Source organism: Nocardiopsis gilva YIM 90087 (assembly GCF_002263495.1).
Lineage (GTDB): Bacteria > Actinomycetota > Actinomycetes > Streptosporangiales > Streptosporangiaceae > Nocardiopsis_C > Nocardiopsis_C gilva.
Window position 1 is genome coordinate 5,257,848 of sequence record NZ_CP022753.1, and the last position, 22,717, is coordinate 5,280,564.

General features: G+C 73.6%; 2 protein-coding genes. Both read right to left on the reverse strand.

Annotated elements, in window-relative coordinates; translation table 11 throughout:
• Window positions 1-13 precede the first annotated feature (13 nt).
• Window positions 14-5,572: a type I polyketide synthase gene (locus tag CDO52_RS23285; protein ID WP_232524295.1), complete on the reverse strand. Its 5,559-nt coding sequence runs from the start codon at window positions 5,570-5,572 to the stop codon at window positions 14-16.
• A 20-nt stretch (window positions 5,573-5,592) separates the two neighbouring features.
• Window positions 5,593-22,647, reverse strand: a complete 17,055-nt coding sequence (locus tag CDO52_RS28930) for a type I polyketide synthase (RefSeq protein WP_094932700.1) — start codon at window positions 22,645-22,647, stop codon at window positions 5,593-5,595.
• Window positions 22,648-22,717 lie beyond the last annotated feature (70 nt).

Below are 22,717 nucleotides of genomic sequence, written 5' to 3' on the forward strand. Positions count from 1 at the left end.
CTCGGGGCGTCGCTCAGGAGGAGCCGAGCTCGTTGTCGAGAATGTCGAACAGCTCGCCCGCGGTGGCCGATTCGAGGTCGTCCTCGTCGTCCGCGGCGTCCTCCGGGCGGTGGTTCTCGGCCCACTTCGCGGCCAGGGCACGCAGACGGGCCTCGATCCGGCTGAACTCGGCCGCGTCCGGTGTCGCCGACCCGAGTGCGGACTCCAGCCGGGCCAGCTCCGCCTCGACACCGCCTCCCGCAGTCGCGTGCCCACCGACCTGCGACACGATGTGCTCGGTGAGGGCGGTCGGGCTCGGGTAGTCGAAGATCAGCGTGGCCGGGAGACGCAGCCCCGTCGCGCCACGCAGCCGGTTGCGGAACTCCAGCGCGGTCAGCGAGTCGAAGCCCAGTTCCAGGAAGCCCTTGTCCGGGCCGATGGCGCTGGGCCCGTCGTGGCCGAGCACCGTGGCGGCGCTGGTGCGGACCAGATCGAGCACGGCCGGGCCGCGCTCGTTCTCCGGCATCCCCGCCAGGCGGTCGGCGAGCCCGTCATCACTGGGCTCGGCCGCTGCAGCGCCGGTGCCGCGTCGGACCGGCATGCGGACCAGGCCGCGCAGCATGGCCAGCAGCTGCCCGTCGCCTCCGGAGCGGAGCGTGGCGAAGTCCAGGCGCACCGGGAACAGCAGCGGCTCGTCCATGGCCAGCATCGCGTCGAATAGGGAGAGCCCCTCCTCGACGGACAGGCCGAGCACGCCCGCGCGGGCCATCCGGCCCACGTCGTTGGTGTCCAGGTCACCGGAGAGACCGCCGTCGGCCCACAGTCCCCAGGCGTAGGAAGCGGCGTTGAGCCCGAGCGCGCGCCGGTGGTGGGCGAGGGCGTCCATGAACACGTTGGCCGCGGCGTAGTTGCCCTGGCCCGGACCGCCGAGCGCGCCGCCGGCGGAGGAGAACAGCAGGAACGCCGCGAGGTCCAGGTCGCGGGTGGCCTCGTGCAGGTTCCACGCGGCGTCCACCTTCGGCCGCAGGACCCGGTCCATGCGCTCGGGGGTGAGCGCCTGCACGACCCCGTCGTCGATGACACCGGCCGTGTGCACGACCGCCGTCAGCGGGGCCGTGGCCGGGACCGCCGCGAGCAGGCCGTCCAGCGCGGCGCGATCGGCCACGTCGCAGGCGGCGATGGTGGCCTCGGCGCCCAGCCCGGTCAGCTCATCCTTCAGCTCGGTGGCGCCGGGGGCGTCCATGCCCCGGCGGCTGGTCAGCAGGAGGTGCCGCACCCCGTGCGCGGTCACCAGGTGGCGCGCCATCAGGCGGCCGAGGACACCGGTGCCGCCGGTGATGAGGACGGTGCCGTTGGGGTCCAGGCCGGACTGCGCCGCCTGCGCGTCGCCCGACGCCGTGGTGTCGACGCGTGCCAGACGCGGGACGCGCAGCCTCCCGCCGCGCAGGGCGAGCCACGGCTCGTCCGCGGCGGCAGCGGCGAGCAGGGCGGCCACGGGCAGGTCGGAGGAGTCCAGGTCGAGCAGCATGAACCGCTCGGGGTTCTCGACCTGGGCGGAGCGCAGCAGGCCCCACACCGGCGCGTGGACCAGGTCCGCGACCCCCTCGTCACGCCCGGCCGCGACCGCGCCGCGTGTCGCCGCGACCAGCCGGGACCCTTCGAAGCGGTCGTCGGCCAGCCACGCCTGGGCCAGCTCCAGGGCGTGGTGCGTGGCGACGCGGGCGGCCTGCGGGTCGCCCTCCTCTTTCCCAGGGAGGGCGGCGATGACCAGGGTGGGCGTCTCCGCGCCCGAGGCGAGGGCCTGGCCGAGCGCTTCCAGGTCGTCGTAGTGCTCGCCACCGGCACCGGCCGCCGCGAGCGCTGGAGCGAGGCCGAACGCGTCGGGGCCGACCACGACGCACCGTCCGGAGCCGGTCGCACCGGCCTCCAGCTCGGTCCAGTCGAAGCGGAACAGCGTGTCGTTGCGGGCGCTGGAGGCGGCGGAGAGCTGCTCCGCCGACACCGGTCGCGAGACCAGGGCGTCCACGCGGGCGACCGGGGCTCCGGTGGCGTCGGCCAGGTCGATCGCGACGTCCTCGCCGCGCACCGGGCTCAGCCGGACGCGCAGCGCCGTGGCGCCGGAGGCGAACAGCGTCACCCCGTTCCAGGAGAACGGGAGCCGGGTGGTTCCGTCGCCCTCGTCCGCATCGAGCATGTCGGTGTGGAGGGCCGCGTCGAGCAGGGCGGGGTGCAGGCCGAACCGGGCCGCCTCCTCCTGCGCGCTCTCGGGCAGGGCGATCTCGGCGAAGACCTCGTCGCCGCGCCGCCAGGCCTTGCGCACGCCCTGGAAGACCGGGCCGTAGGCGTAGCCGCGGTCGATCAGGCCCTCGTAGGCGCCATCCACGGCAACGGGGGTGGCGCCGGCGGGCGGCCATTCCCTCAGGTCGACGTCGGGCGCCGCCCCCTCGGCCACCAGGGTGCCGGTGGCGTGCCGGACCCACGGCTCGGTGCCGTCGGCGTCGGCTCCCTCGGCACGGGAGTAGATGTTCACCGGCCGCGCCCCCGAGGCGTCGGGGCCGCCGACGACCACCTGAACGGCGACCCCGCCCTGCTCGGGCAGGACCAGCGGCGCCTCCAGGGTCAGCTCCTCCAGCACGCCGCAGCCGACGTGGTCCCCGGCGCGGATCGCCAGCTCCACGAACCCGGTGCCGGGCAGCAGGACCGAGCCGAGGATGTCGTGGTCGGCCAGCCACTGCTGCTTGCCCAGGGACAGCCGCCCGGTCAGCACGACACCGTCGGTGTCGGGCAGCGGCAGCGCCGCTCCAAGTAGGGGGTGATCGGCGGAGAATTGGCCGAATCCGGCCACATCCGCCTTGGCGCCCATGGCCGCCATCTCGTCGGACCAGTACCGGCGCCGCTGGAAGGCATAGGTGGGCAGCTCGACCCGCCGCGTGCCCTGTTCGTCGAGGAGGGTGCTCCAGTCGACCTTGGCGCCGCGTGTGTGGGCCACGCCCATCCCGGCGGCGAACTCGCGCGCCTCCGGTCGGTCCCTACGGAGCAGCGGGGCGAACGCGAACACAGTGTCCTCGTCACCGGTCACGCACTCCTGGCCCATGGCGCTGAGCACGCCGTCGGGGCCGAGTTCGAGGAACGTGGTGACGCGCTCGCGCTCCAGGGTGCGGATGCCGTCGGCGAAGCGCACGGCCGCGCGGACGTGCCGCACCCAGTAGTCCGCGTCGGTCAGCTCGTCGGCGTCGGCCAGGGCGCCGGTCACGTTCGACACGATTGGGATGGTCGGAGCGCTGTAGGTCAGGCCCTCGGCCACCTTGCGGAACGCGGCGAGCATCGGCTCCATGAGCGGTGAGTGGAAGGCGTGCGAGACGGTCAGGCGGCGTGTCTTGCGCCCCCTGCCCTGGAAGTCCTCGGCGATCCGCAGGACCTCCGCCTCCTCCCCGGAGACCACGACCGACGTGGGGCCGTTGACCGCCGCGATGCTCGCCTTGGCCTCCAGACCGGCCAGGGCGGGGGCGACCTCCTCCTCGGTCGCCTGAATCGCGACCATCGCACCGCCCTCGGGCAGCGCCTGCATGAGGCGGGCACGGGCGACGACGAGGGCGGCGGCGTGGGGAAGCGAGAGGACACCGGACACGTGCGCGGCGGCGAGTTCGCCGATCGAGTGCCCGGCGAGGTAGGCGGGTTTCACGCCCCAGGACTCCACCAGCCGGAACAGCGCCACCTCGACGGCGAACAGTGCGGTCTGGGTGTAGGCGGTCTGGTGCAGGAGTTCCGCTTCGTCCGCGCCCTCCTCGGCCCACACGATCTCCTTGAGCGGACGTTCAAGGTGCTTGTCCAGCTCAGCGCAGACCGCGTCGAACGCTTCGGCGAACACGGGGAACGCCGCGTGCAGCTCCTTGCCCATGCCGGGGCGCTGCGCGCCCTGGCCGGTGAAGAGGAAGGCGAGCTTCCCCCGGGCCACCGCGCCACTGACGACGCCCGGCCCGGTCTCCCCGGCGGCCAGGGTGTCCAGGCCGCGCAGCAGCTCCGCACGGCTGGTTCCGGCCACCACCGCGCGGTGGTCGAACAGGGAGCGGGTCGTCAGCAGGGCGTCGGCGACGTCGGCCGGGTCGGCGTCGGGCCGCTCCGCCAGGTGCGCCCGCAGCCGCGCGGCCTGGGCGCGCAGCGCGTCGGCGCTCTTGGCGGACACCAGCCACGGCAGCACCGCGGGCATCGCGGACGGGGCGGTGTCCTGGGCCGGTTCGGGCTCGGCCGGTGCCTGTTCGATGATGACGTGGGCGTTGGTGCCGCTGATGCCGAAGGAGGAGACGCCGGCGCGGCGCGGGTGGCCGTTCTCGGGCCACGTGACCGGCTCGGTCAGCAGCTCGACCGCACCGCGCGTCCAGTCGACCTGCGGGGTGGGGTCCTCCGCGTAGAGCGACCGGGGCACGGTGCCGTGGCGCATCGCCAGGACCATCTTGATCACCCCGGCGACGCCCGCCGCCGCCTGGGTATGGCCGAGGTTCGACTTGATCGACCCGAGCAGGAGGGGCTGCCCGCTCTCCGGGCGCTGCCGACCGTAGGTCGCCAGCAGGGCCTGGGCCTCGATGGGGTCGCCCAGAGTCGTGCCGGTGCCGTGGGCCTCCACGACGTCGACGTCGGCCGGACCGAGCCCGGCCGAGGCCAGCGCCTGCCGGATGACGCGCTGCTGCGACGGGCCGTTCGGCGTGGTCAGTCCGCTGCTGGCGCCGTCCTGGTTGACCGCGCTGCCGGGGATGACCGCGAGCACCCGGTGCCCGTTCTCACGGGCGTCGGACAGCCGTTCCAGCACCAGCATGCCCACGCCCTCGGAGCAGCCGGTGCCGTCGGCCGAGGCGGCGAACGACTTGCACCGACCGTCCTTGGCCATGCCGCGCTGGTTGCTGAAGTAGATGAACATGTCCGGCGTGGTCATGACGGTCACGCCGCCCGCCAGCGCCAGCGAGCACTCGCCCGACCGCAGCGCCTGGGCCGCCCAGTGCATGGCCACCAGCGACGAGGAGCACGCCGTGTCGACGGTGACGGCCGGCCCCTCCAGGCCGAGGGTGTAGGCCACGCGGCCGGAGACCAGGCTGCCGTCGCTGGATCCGGCGCCGTAGTCGTGGTACATGACACCGGCGAACACGCCGGTGCGGCTGCCCTTCATGGCGGTGGGGTCGATTCCGGCGTTCTCGAAGGCCTCCCAGGAGGTCTCCAGCATCAGCCGCTGCTGCGGGTCGATCGCCACGGCGTCGCGCGGCGCGACGCCGAAGAACCCCGCGTCGAAGTCGGCGGCGTCGTGCAGGAACCCGCCCTCGCGGGTGACGCTCTTGCCGGGGCGGCCCGGTTCGGGGTCGTACAGCCCGTCGAGGTCCCAGCCGCGGTCCGCGGGGAACGGGGTGACGCCGTCGGCGCCGTCCATGACCAGCTGCCACAGCTCCTCGGGGGAGGTCACGCCGCCGGGGTAGCGGCACGCCATCCCCACGATCGCGATGGGCTCGCCGGTCTGCTGGGTGAGCTCGGTGTTGCGCTGGCGAAGCTGTTCGTTCTCCAGCATCGACTTGCGGAGTGCTTCGACGATCTGGTCGACGGATGCGTCCACGGTTACTCGGCCTCTCCTGCTCAGTTGGCGCCGTCGGCCTTGAGGGCCGCCCGCACCAGGTCGTCGACTCCCATGTTCTTGATCTCGTCGCCGGTAGCGCCGCCCGACGCCGACGCCCCGTCCTCCTCGGCGGTCGCGGCGGTGGCGCCGTTCCCGTCGGGTGCGGCGAGCTTGAGCAGCTCGTCCAGGAGTCCGGTCTCGCGCATCCGCTCGATCGGGATGGAGGCCAGCCGCTGGCGGATGGCGTCGTCGGAGGTAGCGGAGCCTGGTGCCGACGCCTCGGCCGGAGCCGGGGCCTCCGCCGAGTCGGCGGCGGGGGCGTCGGCGAGGCCCGGCAGCAGCTCCTCCAGCAGGAACCGGGCCAGGTCCACGGGCGTCGGGTAGTCGAACATCAGCGTGGCCGGGAGGCGCAGCCCGGTGGCGGTCTGCAGGCGGTTGCGCAGCTCGATCGCGGCGAGCGAGTCGAGTCCCAGTTCGGTGAAGCCCTTGTCCACCTCGATGGCGTCAGGGTCGTCGTGCCGGACCGCCGCCACGTGGGTGCGCACCAGGTCGAGCAGGACGCGTTCGCGCTCCTCCCCGCTCTGCCCGGCGAGCCGCTGTTCGAGACTCTTCTCGCTGGGCGCGGAGGCGGCGGCCCCCTTGCTCTGCTTGGCTCCGCCGCCGCTGCGGCGCACCGGGGTGCGGGCGGACGCGCGCTTGACGTCGCTCAACAGCGGGAAGTCGGCCGACGCCGCGGCGAGCGCCGTGGCGTCCACGCGCAGCGGGACGAGCACGGCCTCATGCAGGCTGAGGGCCTCGTCGAACAGGACCAGTCCCTCGGCCGAGGAGAGCGGCGGCAGGCCCATCCCGGCCATGCGCTGCTCCTCCGCCTCGGCGTCGACCCCGGTCCCGCCGCCGAGCCCGGTTACTGTCGTCCACAGCGCGAACGGCAGCGACGTGGCCGGGAGGCCCGCGCGGCGTCGGTGCCAGGCCAGGGCGTCGACGAAGCGGTTGGCCGCGCCGTAGTTGGCCTGCCCCGCGCCCATGACCAGGCCGGACACCGACGAGAAGAGGACGAAGACCTCAAGGTCGCGGTCCTGGGTGAGTTCGTGGAGGTTCCAGGCACCGTCGACCTTCGGGCGCAGCACCCGCTCCATCTGCTCCGGGGTGAGCGACCCGATCAGCGCGTTGTCCATCACCCCGGCGGCGTGCACCACGCCCCGCAGCGGGTGCTCGTCCGGGATGCCGTCAAGGAGAGCAGCCAGCGTGTCGCGGTCGGCGGCGTCGCAGGCGGCGATGGTGGCCTCAGCACCCAGCTCGGCCAGCTCCTCCGTGAGCTCGGCCGCGCCGGGGGCGTCCGGTCCGCGTCGGCTGGTCAGCAGCAGGTGCCGCACGCCGTGCACCGATGCCAGGTGCTTGGCGACCAGGGCGCCCAGGCCGCTGGTGCCTCCGGTGACCAGGACGGTTCCGGTGGCGTCCCATGCCGGGGGGTTCTCGTCCTCGTGTGCGGAGACCTTGGTCAGCCGCGCCACTCTGACTTCGCCGCCCCGAACGGCGACCTCGGGCTGCTCCAGCGCGGCGATGGGGGCCAGCTGGCGCAGCGCGGTGTCGGTGCCGTCGAGGTCGACGAGGATGATCCGGCCCGGGTTCTCCTGCTGGACGGAGCGGACGAAGCCCCAGACCGGCGCCTGGGCGAGGTCGATCTCCTCGTCGTCCATCGCGACCGCGCCGCGGGTGACGACCATGAGCTTGGAGTCGGCGTAGCGCTCGTCGGCCAGCCAGCCCTGCACGACCTGGAGCAGGTCGTCGGTGACCGTGCGCACGCCCGCGGGCAGGTCCCCGTCGGCGGGCGCCGGGCAGTCGTAGAGCACCACCTCGGGCACGGGCTCGCCCTCCAACAGGGCCGAGCCGAGCGCCCCCAGGCGCTTGTAGACCGGAACCCGCGTCCCAAGATCGGCCTCGCCGAGGGCGGACTTGCCCCGGCCCAGGATCGCCCACTCGCCGATGGTGGCGTCGGACGCCGGGCCGAGCGCGTGCTGGGTCCAGCCGACGCGCCACATGGACTCGCGTTCGCGGGTGCCGGTGGAGGCGGCGGCAGCGGCGGCGACCCGGTCGGGGGTGACCGCCCGGACCACCAGCGACTCCACGGTGGCCACGGGGGCGCCCATCAGGTCCGACAGCTCCAGCTTCACCGCGTCGGAGCCGACCTTGGCGTCGGAGCCGACCCAGTTGATGCGCACCCGCATCCGGGACGCGCCGCCGGAGTGCAGCGAGACTCCGGTCCAGGCGAACGGGAGCTGCGAGGCGCCGACGTCCTCAGGCTTGCGGCCGTCGAGGAAGTCGGTCGCGCTGAGCGCCGCGTCCAGCAGGGAGGGGTGCACCCGGTACGCGGCGGCGGCCTCCGCGGCGTCCTCGGGCAGGGCGACCTCGGCGAAGATCTCCTTGCCGCGCTGCCACACCGCCTTGAGCCCGCGGAACATCGGGCCGTAGTGGTAGCCCTGGCTGGTGAGGTAGTCATACACGTTGGAGATGTCGATGACCTCGGCGCCCGACGGCGGCCACTCGGCGTAGCCCACGTCGAACGACTCGGGGGTGACGTGCGGCTTCTCCTCGTCGGAGAGCACGCCGGACACGTGGCGGGTCCACTCGACGTGGCCCGGGGCGTCCTCCACCCGCGAGTAGATGTTCAGCGACCGGCGGCCGTCGCCCTCGCGTTCGCCGACGACGACCTGCACCGCGACGCCGCCCGTTTCGGGGATGGGCATCAGCGCCTCGATGGTCAGCTCCTCGACCACCTCGCAGCCGACCTCTTCACCGGCGCGCATCGCCAGTTCGACATAGCCGGTGCCGGGGAGCAGCACCGTGCCCAGGACGTCGTGGTCGACGAGCCAGGGGTGCGTCTCGCGCGACAGCCGACCGGTCAGGGTGACGCCGCCGCCTTCGGGCGACACCATCACGGCACTGAGCAGGGGGTGGTCCGCCGCGATCTGGCCGAGCCCGGCCGCGTTGCCCACCGTCTTGGGCGCGTCCAACCAGTACCTCCGCGTCTCGAACGCATATGTCGGGAGTTCGGTCCTGCGGGCGCCGGTCCCGGCGAAGTACGCCGTCCAGTCGACGGGCGCGCCGCTCACGTGGAGCCGTGCCAGAGCGGTGAGCAGGGCGGTGGCCTCGTTGCGGCCCTTGCGCAGGACGGGGGTGACCAGGGTGTCGCCGTCCGCGTCGTCCAGGCAGCCCTGGGCCATCGCCGCGAGGACGCCGTCCGGTCCCAGCTCCAGGAAGCGGGTGACGCCTTCACCGTTGAGGAAGCGGATCCCGTCGGCGAAGCGGACCGCCTCGCGGACGTGGCGGACCCAGTACTCGGCCGACGCCAACTCCTCAGCGGGGATGTCGCCGCCGGTCACGTTGGAGACCACGCGGATGTCCGGGCTGCCGAAGGTCAGTCCCTCGGCCACGGCGCGGAACTCCTCCAGCATCGGCTCCATCAGCGGCGAGTGGAAGGCGTGCGAGACCGTCAGACGGCTGGTCTTGCGCCCCTTGCCCTGCAAGTCCTCGGCGATCCGCAGGACCTCCGCCTCCTCGCCGGAGATCACGACCGAGGTGGGGCCGTTGATCGCGGCGATGCTGACCTTGGCCTCCAGACCGGAGAGGGCCGGAGCGACCTCGTCCTCGGTGGCCTGGATCGCGACCATCGCACCGCCCTCGGGCAGCGCCTGCATGAGGCGGGCACGGGCCGCGACCAGCGCGCAGGCGTTCTCCAGGGAGAGGACGCCGGCGACGTGCGCGGCGGCCAGCTCACCGATGGAGTGGCCGACCAGCAGGTCGGGGGTGATGCCCCAGGCCTCCACCAGCCGGAACAGCGCCACCTCGACGGCGAACAACCCGGCTTGGGTGTAGGCGGTCTGGTTCAGCAGCTCCGCGTCGTCGGACCCGTCCTCGGCCCACACGATCTCCTTGAGCGGACGCTCCAGGTGCTCGTCCAGCCCGGCCACCACGGCATCGAAGGCCTTGGCGAACACCGGGAAGGCCGCGTACAGCTCCCGACCCATGCCCAGGCGCTGCGCGCCCTGGCCGGAGAAGAGGAACGCGGTCTGGCCGCCGGACCGGGTGGACCCGGTGACGATGTCGGGCGACTCCGCCCCCTCGGCCACCGCCGCGAGGCCGCGCAGCGCGGCGTCGCGGTCGCCCGCCAGCACCACGGCCCGGTGGTCGAGGGACGCGCGCGTGGTGGCCAGTGAGTACCCGGTGTCGACCAGGCTCTGCTCCGGGTTCCCCGCGAGGTGCGCGTGGAGCCGGTCGGCCTGGCCGGGCAGGGCCTTGCGCGTCTTGGCGGAGACGACGAGCGGGACCAGCGGGAGGCGCACCTCCTCGCTGTCCTGGGGCTCGGCGGAGGCGGGCGTCGCCGTCGCGCCATCCGGAGCCTGCTCGATGATGACGTGGGCGTTGGTGCCGCTGAGGCCGAAGGAGGACACCGCGCCGCGGCGGGGGCGGCCCGCATCCGCCCACTCTTGGGCCTCGTTCAGCAGCTTCACGTTCCCGTTGGACCAGTCGACCTGCGGCGACGGCTCGTCGACGTGCAGCGTCTTGGGCATCTGGCCGTTGCGGATCGCCATGGCCATCTTGATGACGCCGCTGACGCCGGACGCGGCCTGCGCGTGGCCGATGTTCGACTTGATCGAGCCCAGCCACAGCGGGTGGTCCTCGGGCCGGTCCTGGCCGTAGGTGGCGAGCAGCGCCTGCGCCTCGATCGGGTCGCCGAGCCGGGTGCCGGTGCCGTGGCCCTCGACCAGGTCGATGTCGGCGGTGGTGAGGCCGGACGAGGCGAGCGCCTGCTGGATGACCCGCTGCTGCGAGGGACCGTTGGGCGCTGTCAGCCCGTTGGACGCGCCGTCCTGGTTGATGGCGCTGCCGCGCACGACCGCCAGGACGGGGTGCCCGTTCTTCTCGGCGTCGCTCAGCCGCTCCACCAGGAGCAGGCCCACACCCTCGGACCAGCCGGTGCCGTCGGCTGCCCCGGCGAACGCCTTGCACCGGCCGTCGGGGGCGAGCCCGCGCTGCTGGCTGAAGTCGACGAAGATGTCGGGCGTCGGCATCACCGTCACGCCACCGGCCAGCGCCATGCTGACCTCGCCGGATCGCAGCGCCTGGACCGCCATGTGCAGCGCGACCAGCGACGACGAGCACGCGGTGTCGACGGTGACCGCCGGCCCCTCCAGGCCGAGGGTGTAGGCCACCCGGCCCGAGGCGATGCTGCCGGCGCTGCCGTTGCCGAGGTAGCCGGTCAGGTCCTCGGGCACGTCCTGCAGTCGGGTGCCGTAGTCGTGGTACATCACACCCGCGTACACGCCGGTCCGGCTGCCGCGCATGGTGGTCGGGTCGATCCCGGCGCGCTCGAACGCCTCCCAGGAGGCCTGCAGCAGCAGCCGCTGCTGCGGGTCCATGGCCAGCGCCTCACGCGGCATGATCCCGAAGAACTCGGGGTCGAACTCGGCCGCGTCGTAAAGGAAGCCGCCCTCCAGCGTGTAGGTGCGGCCGGGCAGACCGGGCTCGGGGTCGTACAGGGCGTCACCGTTCCAGCCGCGGTCCTCCGGGAAGGAGGAGATCGCGTCGCGGCCCTCGGCCACGAGGTCCCACAGCTCCTCCGCCGAGCGGACGCCGCCGGGGAATCGGCAGCTGATAGCGACGATCGCGATCGGGTCGTCACCGGAGACCGTCGCCACCGCCGCCGGGGCCGTCGTCTTCGACTCGGTCCCGGAGAGCCGCGACTTGATGTAGTCGGCCGCGGCCGCCGATGTCGGGTAGTCGAAGACGAGGGTGGCTGGCAGGCGCAGGCCGGTCGCGGAGTTGAGCAGGTTGCGCAGTTCGACCGCTGCCAGCGAGTCGAAGCCCAGCTCCTTGAACGCCCGGTCCGGCCCGATGTCGTCGGCGGACGCGTGTCCGAGGACGGAGGCGACGTTGGCGCGCACCAGCTCCAGCAGCGCACGGTCGCGCTCGGCCTCGGAGAGCCCGGCCAGGCGCCGCTCCAGGTCGCTGCCGCCACCGGCCGCGGCGTCGGCCTGGACCGTGCGCCGCGCGGGGGTGCGCACCATGCCGCGCAGCACCGCCGGGAGCTCGTCGGTCCGGGCGCGCAGCGCCACCAGGTCCAGCTTGATCGGGGCGACCGTCGCCGCTCCGGAGGCCAGAGCGGTGTCGAACATCGCGAGGCCTTCGTCGGCGGTGTGGGCGGGCATCCCGAGTCGGCTCATGCGTTCGAGGTCGGCGTCGGCCAGCTCGCCGCCGAGGCCGGTGTTGACCGCCCACATGCCGAACGCCATCGCCGTGGCCGGGAGCCCTTCGGCGTGCCGTCGGGCGGCGAGGGCGTCCAGGAAGGTGTTGGCGGCGGCGTAGTTCGACTGTCCCGCCCCCACGACCAGGCCGGACGAGGAGGAGAAGAGGACGAACGCCGTCAGGTCGCGGTCGCGGGTCAGCTCGTGCAGGTGCCAGGCGGCGTCGGCCTTGGGGCGCAGCACCGCGTCGAACCGCTCCGGGGTCTGCGCGCCGACCAGGCCGTTGTCCGCGACGGCGGCGGCATGCACGACACCGGTGAGCGGGTGCTCGGCCGGGATGCCGTTCAGCAGCGCGGCCAGCGCGTCCCGGTCGGTCACGTCGCAGGCGGCGATGGTGACCTCGGCGCCCAGCCCGGCCAGCTCCTCCTTCAGCTCGGCCGCGCCCGGGGCATCCATACCCCGGCGGCTGGTCAGCAGCAGGTGGCGCACGCCGTGCTCGGTCACCAGGTGCGTGGCGACCAGGGCGCCCAGGCCGCTGGTGCCGCCGGTGACCAGGACAGTTCCGGTGCTGTTCCAGACCGGTGCGGTGTCCGTACCGGGCACCCGCACCTTGGTCAGGCGCGGGACGCTCGCGGCACCGGCGCGCACCGCGGCTTCGGGCTCTCCCGAGGCCACGACCGCGGGGAGCGCGGCAGCGGATTCGGCCGCGCCGTCCAGGTCGACCAGGGCGAACCGGCCCGGGTTCTCCTCGGCCACGGCCCGCACCAGGCTCCACACCGGAGCGGTCGCGAGGTCGGGCGTCTCGCCGTCGAGGATCGCGGCGTCGCGGGTCACGACGACCAGGCGCGCGGCCGACAGACGGTCGTCGGCCAGCCAGGCCTGGACCGTGGCCAGCACGTCGTTGATGGCCGAGCGGACGCCAGCGGGAACGTTCTCGCCCTCCGGTGCGGTCACCGGCAGCAGCACGGTGCTCGGCACCGGGGTGCCCGCGTCGAGCGCCGCACCGAGGGCGGTGAGGTCCGAGTGGGCCGGAACAGAGTTCGGGAGAGCGAGTCGGTTGTCGCCGAGCACCGACGCGAGGTCGAACGAGTGAGCGGAGTCGTCGACGCCGACCGCCGAAGGCTGCTCCGCGTCGGCGGCGCAGCCGAACGAGGAGGCCGAGCGCGGAGACAGCACTGCCCAGGTCGACGTATCGACGGTGTCCTGGCCCAGAGGCAGCGGGTTCCACTCCACGTGGAAGACGGTGTCGGCGGTGCCGCCGCTCGCCGCGCTGATCTGGTCGGCCGAGACGGGCCGGGAGACCAGGTTGGTCACCGAGAGCACCGGCTGTCCGGACTCGTCGGCCACGTCCAGCGCCGAGACCTCGTCCCCGCGCACACGGCGCAGCCGGACACGGACGGACGAGGCGCCGGAGGCGAACAGCGACACCCCGTTCCAGGAGAACGGGAGCAGCGTCTCGCCGCCCGTCTCGTCCTGCAGCAGGTCGGCGTGCATCGCGGCGTCCAGCAGGGCCGGGTGCAGGCCGAACCGGGCGGCCTCGACCCGCGCCTCTTCGGGCAGCGCGACCTCGGCGAAGACCTCGTCGCCGCGTCGCCAGGCTCGGCGCAGGCCCTGGAACATCGGGCCGTAGCCGTAGCCCCGCTCGATCAGGCCCTCGTAGGCGCCTTCGACGTTGACTTCAGTGGCGCCGGAGGGCGGCCAGGCCGTGAGGTCGAAGTCCGGGGCGGGCGCCGGGGTGGCGGCGAGCGCGCCGGTGGCGTGCCGCGTCCAGGCGTCCTCGGTCGTGTCGCTCTCGGCACGGGAGTAGATGTTGACCGTGCGGGTGCCCGACGCGTCGGGGCCCCCGACGACCACCTGGAGCGCGACACCGCCGCGCTCGGGCAGGACCAGCGGCGCCTCCAGGGTCAGTTCCTCCAACACGCCGCAGCCGACGTGGTCCCCGGCGCGGATCGCCAGCTCCACGAACCCGGTGCCGGGCAGCAGGACCGAGCCGAGGATGTCGTGGTCAGGCAGCCAGGGCTGGGTGTCGGCGGAAAGGCGGCCGGTCAGCACCACGGCGTCGGAGCCGGGCGAGGCGACCACGGCGCTCAGCATCGGGTGCCGCGCCGACTCCAGTCCGGCGAATCCGAGGTCACCGCCTGCGGCACCGCCCGCGTCCAACCAGTAGCGGCGCTTCTGGAAGGCGTAGGTGGGCAGGTCGACGTGGCTCTTGCGGTGGCCCGCGAAGAAGGCGGCCCAGTCGACCTCGACGCCGCGTGTGTGGACCGCGCCGATCCGGGTGACCAGCTCGCGCTCCTCGCCGCGGTCCTTGCGCAGGAGGGGGAGGAAGGCGATATCGGCGTCGCCGGTGACACACTCCTGGCCCAACCCGGCGAGGACGCCATCGGGTCCGAGCTCGACGAAGGTCGTGACCCCCTCGGACTCCAGGGTGCGGACGCCGTCGGCGAAGCGGACCGCCCCACGGATGTTCCGCACCCAGTGATCGGGATCGCGGATCTCTGCCGCCGAGGCCAGGCGCCCGGTCACGGTGGATGCCAGGGGGATCGTCGGTGCGCTGAAGGCCAGTCGCTCGGCGAGCCCGCGGAACTCCTCCAGCATCGGCTCCATCAGCGGCGAGTGGAAGGCGTGGGAGACCGTCAGGCGGCTGGTCTTGCGACCCTCGCCCTTGAAGCGCTCGGCGACCTGGAGGACTTCTTCTTCCTCGCCGGAGACCAGAAGTGAAGACGGGCTGTTGATCGCGGCGATGCTGACCTTGCCTTCCAGGCCGGACAGCGCCGGGACGACCTCCTCCTCGGTGGCCTGGATCGCGACCATGGCACCGCCAGAGGGCAGCGCCTGCATCAACCGGCCACGGGCCGCGACCAGCGCACACGCGTCCTCCAGGGAGAGGACGCCCGCCACGTGGGCGGCGGCCAGCTCGCCGACCGAATGCCCGGCCACGAAGTCCGGCCGGATCCCCCACGACTCGACCAACCGGAACAGCGCCACCTCGACCGCGAACAGCGACGACTGGGTGTACGCGGTCTGGTTGAGCAGCTCGGCGTCGTCCGAGCCCTCCTCAGCCCACACGATCTCCCTGAGCGGACGCTCCAGGTGCTCGTCCAGCCCCGCCACCACGGCATCGAACGCCTCGGCGAACACCGGGAAGACCGCGTGCAGCTCCCGACCCATCCCCAGGCGCTGCGCACCCTGTCCCGTGAAGAGGAAGGCCACCTTCCCGTCGGTCGCGGTGCCGCGTACGACGCCCGGTCCGGCCTCGCCCGCGGCCAGGGCCTCCAGGCCCCGCGCCAGCTCTTCGCGGTCGGCACCGACGACCACCGCCCGGTTCTCCAGGGCGGCGCGCGTCGTGGCCAGGGCGTGGCCGATCTCCGTGGTCGAGTGGTGCACCAGCGCGTCCAGGTGGCCGTGCAGCCGCTCGGCCTGCGCCCGCAGCGCCTGCGGCGTCTTGCCGGACAGCAGCCACGGCGTGGTCGAGATCGACGCCGGGGTGCGCGGCTCGGAGTCACCGGAGCCGTCGGCCTGAGCGGTGTCGCTGGAGCGCGGCGCCTCCTCGATGATGACGTGCGCGTTGGTGCCGCTGATGCCGAACGAGGAGACCCCGGCCCGGCGCGGGTGGTCGGCCTCGGGCCACGGCCGCGCCTCGGTGAGCAGCTCCACCGTGCCGTCCGACCAGTCGACCTGCGGCGTCGGCTCGTCGACGTGCAGGGTCTTGGGCAGCATGCCGTGCCGGATGGCCTCGATCATCTTGATGACACCGGCGACACCGGCCGCCGCCTGGGTGTGGCCCAGGTTCGACTTGATGGACCCGAGCCACAGCGGCTCGCCGCTGTCCGGCCGGTCCTGGCCGTAGGTGTTGATGAGCGCCTGCGCCTCGATCGGGTCGCCGAGGGTGGTCGCGGTGCCGTGCGCCTCGACGGCGTCGATGTCGGCGGGGGTCAGGCCGCCGACGGCCAGCGCCTGCTGGATGACCCGCTGCTGCGAGGGACCGTTGGGCGCGGTCAGACCGTTGGACGCGCCGTCCTGGTTCACGGCGCTGCCGCGGACCACAGCCAGCACCCGGTGTCCGTTCTTCTCCGCGTCACTCAGCCGCTCCACCACGAGCAGGCCGGAGCCCTCGCCCCAGCCGGTACCGCCGGCCGAGGCGGCGAAGGAGTGGCAGCGGCCGTCCACGGCGAGCCCGCGCTGACGGCTGAAGTCCACGAAGGTGTCCGGCGTGGACATCACGGTCACACCACCGGCGAGCGCGAGGTCGCACTCCCCCGCGCGCAGCGCCTGGATGGCCCAGTGCAGCGCGACCAGGGAGGACGAGCACGCCGTGTCGACCGTGACCGCCGGGCCCTCCAGGCCCAGCGCGTAGGCGACGCGGCCGGAGACGACGCTGGCCAGGCCACCGTTGCCGAGGTAGCCGGCCACGTCCTCGGGCACCTCGCTGCCGAGGCGGGTCGCCCAGTCGTGGTACATGACACCGGCGAAAACGCCGGTGCGGCTGCCGCGCAGCGAGGTGGGGTCGATCCCGGCGCGCTCGAACGCCTCCCAGGCGTTCTCCAGCAGCAGCCGCTGCTGCGGGTCCATTGCCTGGGCCTCGCGCGGGCTGATCCCGAAGAAGTCGGGGTCGAACTCGGCGGCGTCGTGCAGGAACCCGCCCTCGCGGGAGTAGCTCTTGCCGGGTTTGCCGGGCTCGGGGTCGTACAGCGTCTCGACGTTCCAACCGCGGTCCTCGGGGAAGAGGGAGACCCCGTCTCCACCGGTGGAGACCAGCTTCCACAGCTCCTCGGGCGAGGACACGCCGCCGGGGTAGCGGCAGCTCATTCCGACGATGACGATGGGGTCGTCATCGTCGGCGGTGGCGGCCACCGCGGTCGGGGCGACGGCAGCGCGCTGCTCGACGCTGATCAGCTTGGACTCGATGTGCTCGGCCAGCGCGTGCGGCGTCGGGTAGTCGAAGGTGAGCGTCGCGGACAGGCGCAGGCCGGTGGCCGCGTTGAGCCGGTTGCGCAGCTCGACGGCGGCCAGCGAGTCGAAGCCGATGTCGCTGAACGCCCGGCGCGGGCCGATCGCCTCGGACCCGTCGTGTCCGAGGACGTCGGCGACCTGGGCGCGGACCATGTCGAGCAGGACGCGGGCGCGCTCGCTCTCGGGCATCTCGGCCAGCTGGCGGGCCAGGGACTCCTCCACGGAGACCGGTCCGCTCGACGCCGCCGTCGGGCGGGCGGGGGCGCGCACCAGGCCGCGCAGGATCGCGGGGACGCCGTCGCTGCGGGAGCTCAGCGCGCGCTGGTCGACGCGCACCGGCACCAGGGCGGCCTCGCCGGTGCCCAGCGCGGCGTCGAGGGAGGCGAGGTTCTCCTCCGGCGAGAGGACGTCGAGGCCGAGGCGCTTGATGCGCTGCAGGGCGGCGTCGTCGAGGTTCTCGCCCATGCCGCCGGTGCCGGTCCACAGGCCCCAGGCCAGGGAGGTGGCGGGCAGCCCGTCGCGGACCCGCTGCGCGGCGAGGGAGTCCATGAAGACGTTGGCCGCCGCGTAGTTGCCCTGCCCCGCACCGTCGAGGAACCCGGCGGTGGAGGAGAAGAGGACAAAGGCCGACAGGTCCCTGTCGCGGGTCAGTTCGTGCAGGTGCCAGGCGGCGTCGGCCTTGGGCCGCAGAACCGCGTCGACCTGGTCGGGGGTCATCGCCGCGGCCAGGCCGTCGGCGAGCACACCGGCCGTGTGCACGACGCCGGTCAGCGGGTGTTCGGCGGGGATGCCGTCGAGCAGGGCGGCGAGTGCGTCCCGGTCGGCCACGTCGCAGGCGGCGATGGTGACCTCGGCACCCAGCCCGGCCAGCTCCTGCTTCAGCTCGGCGGCGCCCGGGGCGTCGGCGCCCCTGCGGCTGGTGAGCAGCAGGTGCCGCACGCCGTGCTCGGTGACGAGGTGCTTGGCGACGGTGCCGCCCAGGCCACCGGTGCCGCCGGTGATCAGGACCGTGCCCTCGGCGTTCCACGCCGCACTCGCCTCGGCCGCCGCCGGGAAGCGGGTGAGCCGCGGCGCGCGGATCTCGCCGTCGCGGAGGGCGAGTTCTCCTTCGCCGGTGGCGAGCGCCTCGGGCAGGCGCCGCACCGAGGTCTCCGTCTCGTCGAGGTCGACGAGCACGAACCGGTCGGGGTTCTCCGCCTGCGCCGAGCGCAGCAGGCCCCACAGCGGGGCATTGCCGAGGTCGGTGGGGGTGCCGCCCGGCTCCGCCTCCACGGCGCCGCTGGTCACCGCGACCAGCTTCGAGGCGGCGAACCGCTCGTCGGCCAGCCAGCCCTGGACCAGGTCCAGCAGGCGCTGGAGGCCGCCGCGCACAGCGGCGGGGATGTCGCCGTCCTGCGGCTCGGGGTCGAAGGGGACGAGCACGGTCTCGGGCACCGGTGTCCCGGCGTCGATCGCCGCACCGAGTGCGGCCAGGTCGGCGTAGGTGCTCACGGCCGCGCCGAAGCGCTGCGACGCGAAGGTGACCGAGCGAGCGGAGCCGCCGATGCCGTTCGTCGAAGGCCGATCCGCTTCGGCGGTGGAGTCGAGTGAGGAGCCTGAGCGCGCAGAAGGAGCGGTGCCACCGATGACGGCCCACCCGGCGACGGCCTCGGGCTGCGGCGTGCCACCGGCCACCACGTCCCAGCGGACGCGGTAGAGCGAGGCGCCGCCGCCCTGGGCGGCGCGCAGCTGCTCCTCGGAGACCGTGCGCAGCACGAACGCGTCGATGGCGGCGACTGGCGCGCCCGCGGCGTCGGCGATCTGCAGCGCCACCGACTCCTCGCCCGTGGCGGTGATCCGCACCCGCAGCGACGACGCGCCGGTCGAGTACAGGGTCACGCCGTTCCAGGCGAACGGGAGGCGCGTCTCGTCGCGGTCGGGCTCCTCAGCGGTGTAGTCCGTAGCGTGCAGAACCGCGTCGAGCAGCGCGGGGTGCAGGGCGAAGGCACCGGCGTCGGAGCGGATCTCCTCGGGCAGCACGACCTCGGCGAACACCTCGCCGTCGGGGCGCCGCCACACCGACCGCAGGCCGTGGAAGGCGGGGCCGTAGCCGTAGCCCTGCGCGGCCAGGTCGTCGTAGAGGGTGGAGATGTCGACGGGAGCGGCCCCTGCGGGCGGCCAGACCGACGCGAAGGTGACCGAGCGAGTGGAGCCGTCGATGCCACGTGACGAAGGCCGATCCGCATCGGCGGCGGAGTCGAGCGAGGAGCCTGAGCGCGAAGAAGGCACGGTCATGCCGAACGCGTCGGCGGAGGCCGCCGGGGCGCCGGAGGCGAGCAGGCCGCTGGCGTGGCGGGTCCACGCCTCGTCCGGGGCGTCGTGCTGGCGCGAGTAGAACTCGACGGCTCTGCGGCCGGTCCGGTCGGCCTCGCCGACGACGATCTGCAGTGCGACGCCGCCCTGTTCGGGCAGGACCAGTGGCGACTCCAGGGTCAGTTCCTCGACCAGGTTGCACCCGGCCTGGTCCCCGGCGCGCACGGCGAGTTCGACGAAGGCGGTCCCGGGCAGCAGCGCCACCCCGGAGATCATGTGGTCGGCCAGCCAGGGGTGGGTGCGCAGCGACAGCCGCCCGGTCAGTACCAGGCCGTCGCCATCAGCGCGCTGCACGACGGCGCCGAGCAGCGGGTGCTCGGCGGGGACCTGGCCGAAGCCGGACGCGTCTGCGGTCGACACCGGCAGGGTCAGCCAGAAGCGGCGGCGCTGGAAGGGGTAGGTCGGCAGCTCGACGCGGCGCGCACCGCGTCCGGCGTAGAAGGCCTCCCAGTCCACCCGGGCGCCGCGCACGTGGGCCTGGGCGAGGGCCGCGACGACCTCGCGCTCCTCGTCCCGGTCGCGGCGCATGAGCGCGGTGAACGTGGTGTCTGTATCTCTGGCGCGCTCAGGCTCCTCGCTCGTTCCACCGCCGATCCCCTCAGGCCTTCGGCCGTTCGGGATCGACGCCTTCACTCGCTCGTTCACCTTCGCGTCGGCGCCGGTGACGCACTCCTGGCCCATGGCCGAGAGCACGGCGTCCGGGCCGAGCTCCAGGAACGTGGTGACGCCTTCGTCTTCGAGCAGGCGGATGGCGTCGCTGAAGCGGACGGCGGCGCGCACGTGCCGCACCCAGTATTCAGGCGAGCACAGCTCCTCCGTGGTGGCCAGCTGGCCGGTCACGTTGGAGACGATCGGGATCAGCGGTGCCTGGTAGTCGAGCACCTGCGCGACCTCGCCGAACTCCGCCAGCATCGGTTCCATGCGGGCGGAGTGGAAGGCGTGGCTGGTGTTGAGCCGCTTGGTCTTGCGCCCCTGCTCCTTGAGCTTCGCGGCGACCTCCAGGGCGGCGTCATCGTCCCCGGAGATGACGACGGCGGTGGGTCCGTTGATCGCCGCGATGCCGAGGCGGTCGGCGTAGTCGGCCAGCAGCGGCACGACCTCGTCCTCGCTAGCCTGCACCGCCACCATGGCGCCGCCCTCGGGCAGCGCCTGCATCAACCGACCGCGCGCCGCCACCAGGGTGGCCGCGTCCTCCAGCGACAGCACACCGGCGACGTGGGCCGCCGCGACCTCGCCGATGGAGTGCCCGGCGAGGAAGTCGGGGCGGATGCCCCACGACTCCACCAGGCGGTACAGCGCGACCTCGACCGCGAACAGCGCGGCCTGCGTGTACATGGTCTGGTCGAGCAGGGCGGCCTCGTCGGACCCTTCCTCGGCGAAGAGCACGTCCCACAGGGACTCGTCGAGCTGCAGGTCCAGGTAGCCGATGGCCTCGTCGAGGGCGTCGGCGAAAACCGGGAACCTCTCGCTCAGCTCGCGGCCCATGGCCAGGCGCTGGCTGCCCTGTCCGGTGAACAGGAACGCGAGCCGGCCGCCGGGCACCGTGCCGGTCGCGGCCCCCGCAGGGGTGCGGCCCTCGGCCAGGGCGGCCAGGGCACCGACCAGCTCCTCGCGGTCGCCGGTGACCACGGCGGCACGCTGGTCCAGGGAGGCGCGGGTGGTGGCCAGCGAGTAGCCGAGGTCGACGGGGGCCAGCTCGGTGTCGTCGGCGACGCGGTCGCGCAGCCGCGCGGCGTACTCGCGCAGGGCGGCGTCGTTCTTGCCGGTGACGACCACGGGGGCCAGCGACGCGGCGTCCTCGTCGCGCGCCTCCGGCTCGGTCGGCTCCTCGCCCTCCTCGGCCGGGGGCGCCTCCTCCAGGATGACGTGGGCGTTGGTGCCGCTGATGCCGAATGCCGAGACGGCGGAGCGGCGCGGATGGTCGGTCTCGGGCCAGGGCCGGTTCTCGGTGACCAGCTCCACCGACCCGCTGGACCAGTCGACGTTGGGGCTCGGGGCATCCACGTGCAGGGTCTGGGGAAGGACCCCGTGGCGCATGGCCAGGATCATCTTGATGACGCTGGCGACGCCGCCCGCGGCCTGGGTGTGTCCCAGGTTCGACTTGATCGAGCCCAGCCACAGCGGCCGGTCGGCCTCGCGGCCCTGCCCGTAGGTGGCGAGGATCGCCTGCGCCTCGATGGGGTCGCCCAGCTTGGTACCGGTCCCGTGGGCGTCCATCGCGTCGACCTGGTCGGCGGTGAGCCCGGCGCTGGCCAGGGCCTGCAGGATGAGGCGCCGCTGGGAGGGGCCGTTGGGGGCGGTGAGCCCGTTGGAGGCGCCGTCCTGGTTGATGGAGGAGCCGCGGACCAGGGCGAGCACGGTGTGGCCGTTGCGGCGGGCGTCGGAGAGGCGCTCGACGACGAGCAGGCCGACGCCCTCGGAGAAGCCGGTGCCGTCGGCTGCCTCGGCGAACGCCTTGACGCGGCCGTCGGGCGCCAGGCCGCGCTGGCGGCTGAAGGCGGTGAACATGCCGGGGCTGCCCATGACGGCGACGCCGCCGACCAGCGCGAGCGAGCACTCGCCGCGGCGCAGCGCCTGGCTGGCCAGGTGCAGGGAGACGACCGAGCCGGAGCAGGCGGTGTCGACGGTGACGGCGGGGCCTTCGAGGCCGAGGGTGTAGGAGACGCGGCCGGAGGCGACGCTGGGCGCGTTGCCGGTCATCAGGTAGCCGTCGAGGCCCTCGGGGGCCTCGTGCACCCGGACGCCGTACTCGTGCACCTCGGATCCGATGAACACACCGGCCTGGCTGCCGCGCAGCGAGGTGGGGTCGATCCCGGCGCGTTCCAGCGCCTCCCAGGCGGTCTCCAGCATGAGCCGCTGCTGGGGGTCCATCGCCAGCGCCTCGCGCGGGCTGATCCCGAAGAAGTCGGCGTCGAACTCGGTGGCGGTGTCGAGGAACCCGCCCTTGTCGACGTAGCTCTTGCGGGGCGTCTCGGGATCGGGGTCGAACATGTCGTCGACGTCCCAGCCGCGGTCGCGCGGGAACTCGCCCAGGACGTTGCGGCCGTCCAGCAGGAGCTGCCAGAGGTCCTCGGGCGAGGACACGCCGCCAGGGAAGCGGCAGCCGATGCCGACGATGGCCACCGGCTCGTCGTCGACGGCCTCAGGGGTGGCCGGAGCCGGCATCTCCTCGGGCAGGCCCAGGATCTCGGCCCGCAGGAACCGCGCCAGGACGGCGGGGGTCGGGTAGTCGAAGGCGATCGTGACCGGGAACTCCCGGCCGGTGGCCGCGGTCAGTCGGGTGTGCAGCTCGACGGCGGCCAGCGAATCGAACCCCAGCTCCTTGAACGGGCGTTCGGCATCGACCGCCGCTTTGGTGCCCGGCCGGACCTTCCGAAGCACCGCCTCGGCCTCGGCACGGACCACAGAGAGCAGGACGGCGCCCTGCTCGGATGCCGGCAAACCCTCGAGCCGACGCTGCAGCGCCGACGCGCCTCCCGCGTTCGGCTCGTTCCGGCTGTCGGAAACAGAGCTTCCGGACTCGCTCATCTGCGCACTCCACGTCATCACTGTTCTTGCGGACAGGCTTCACACACGACCAGGCCCAGCACCGTACGGT

Coding starts and splice junctions, on each gene's coding strand:
- CDO52_RS28930 (WP_094932700.1), bottom strand. CDS start 22,647: ATGAGCGAGTCCGGAAGCTCTGTTTCCGACAGCCGGAACGAGCCGAAC.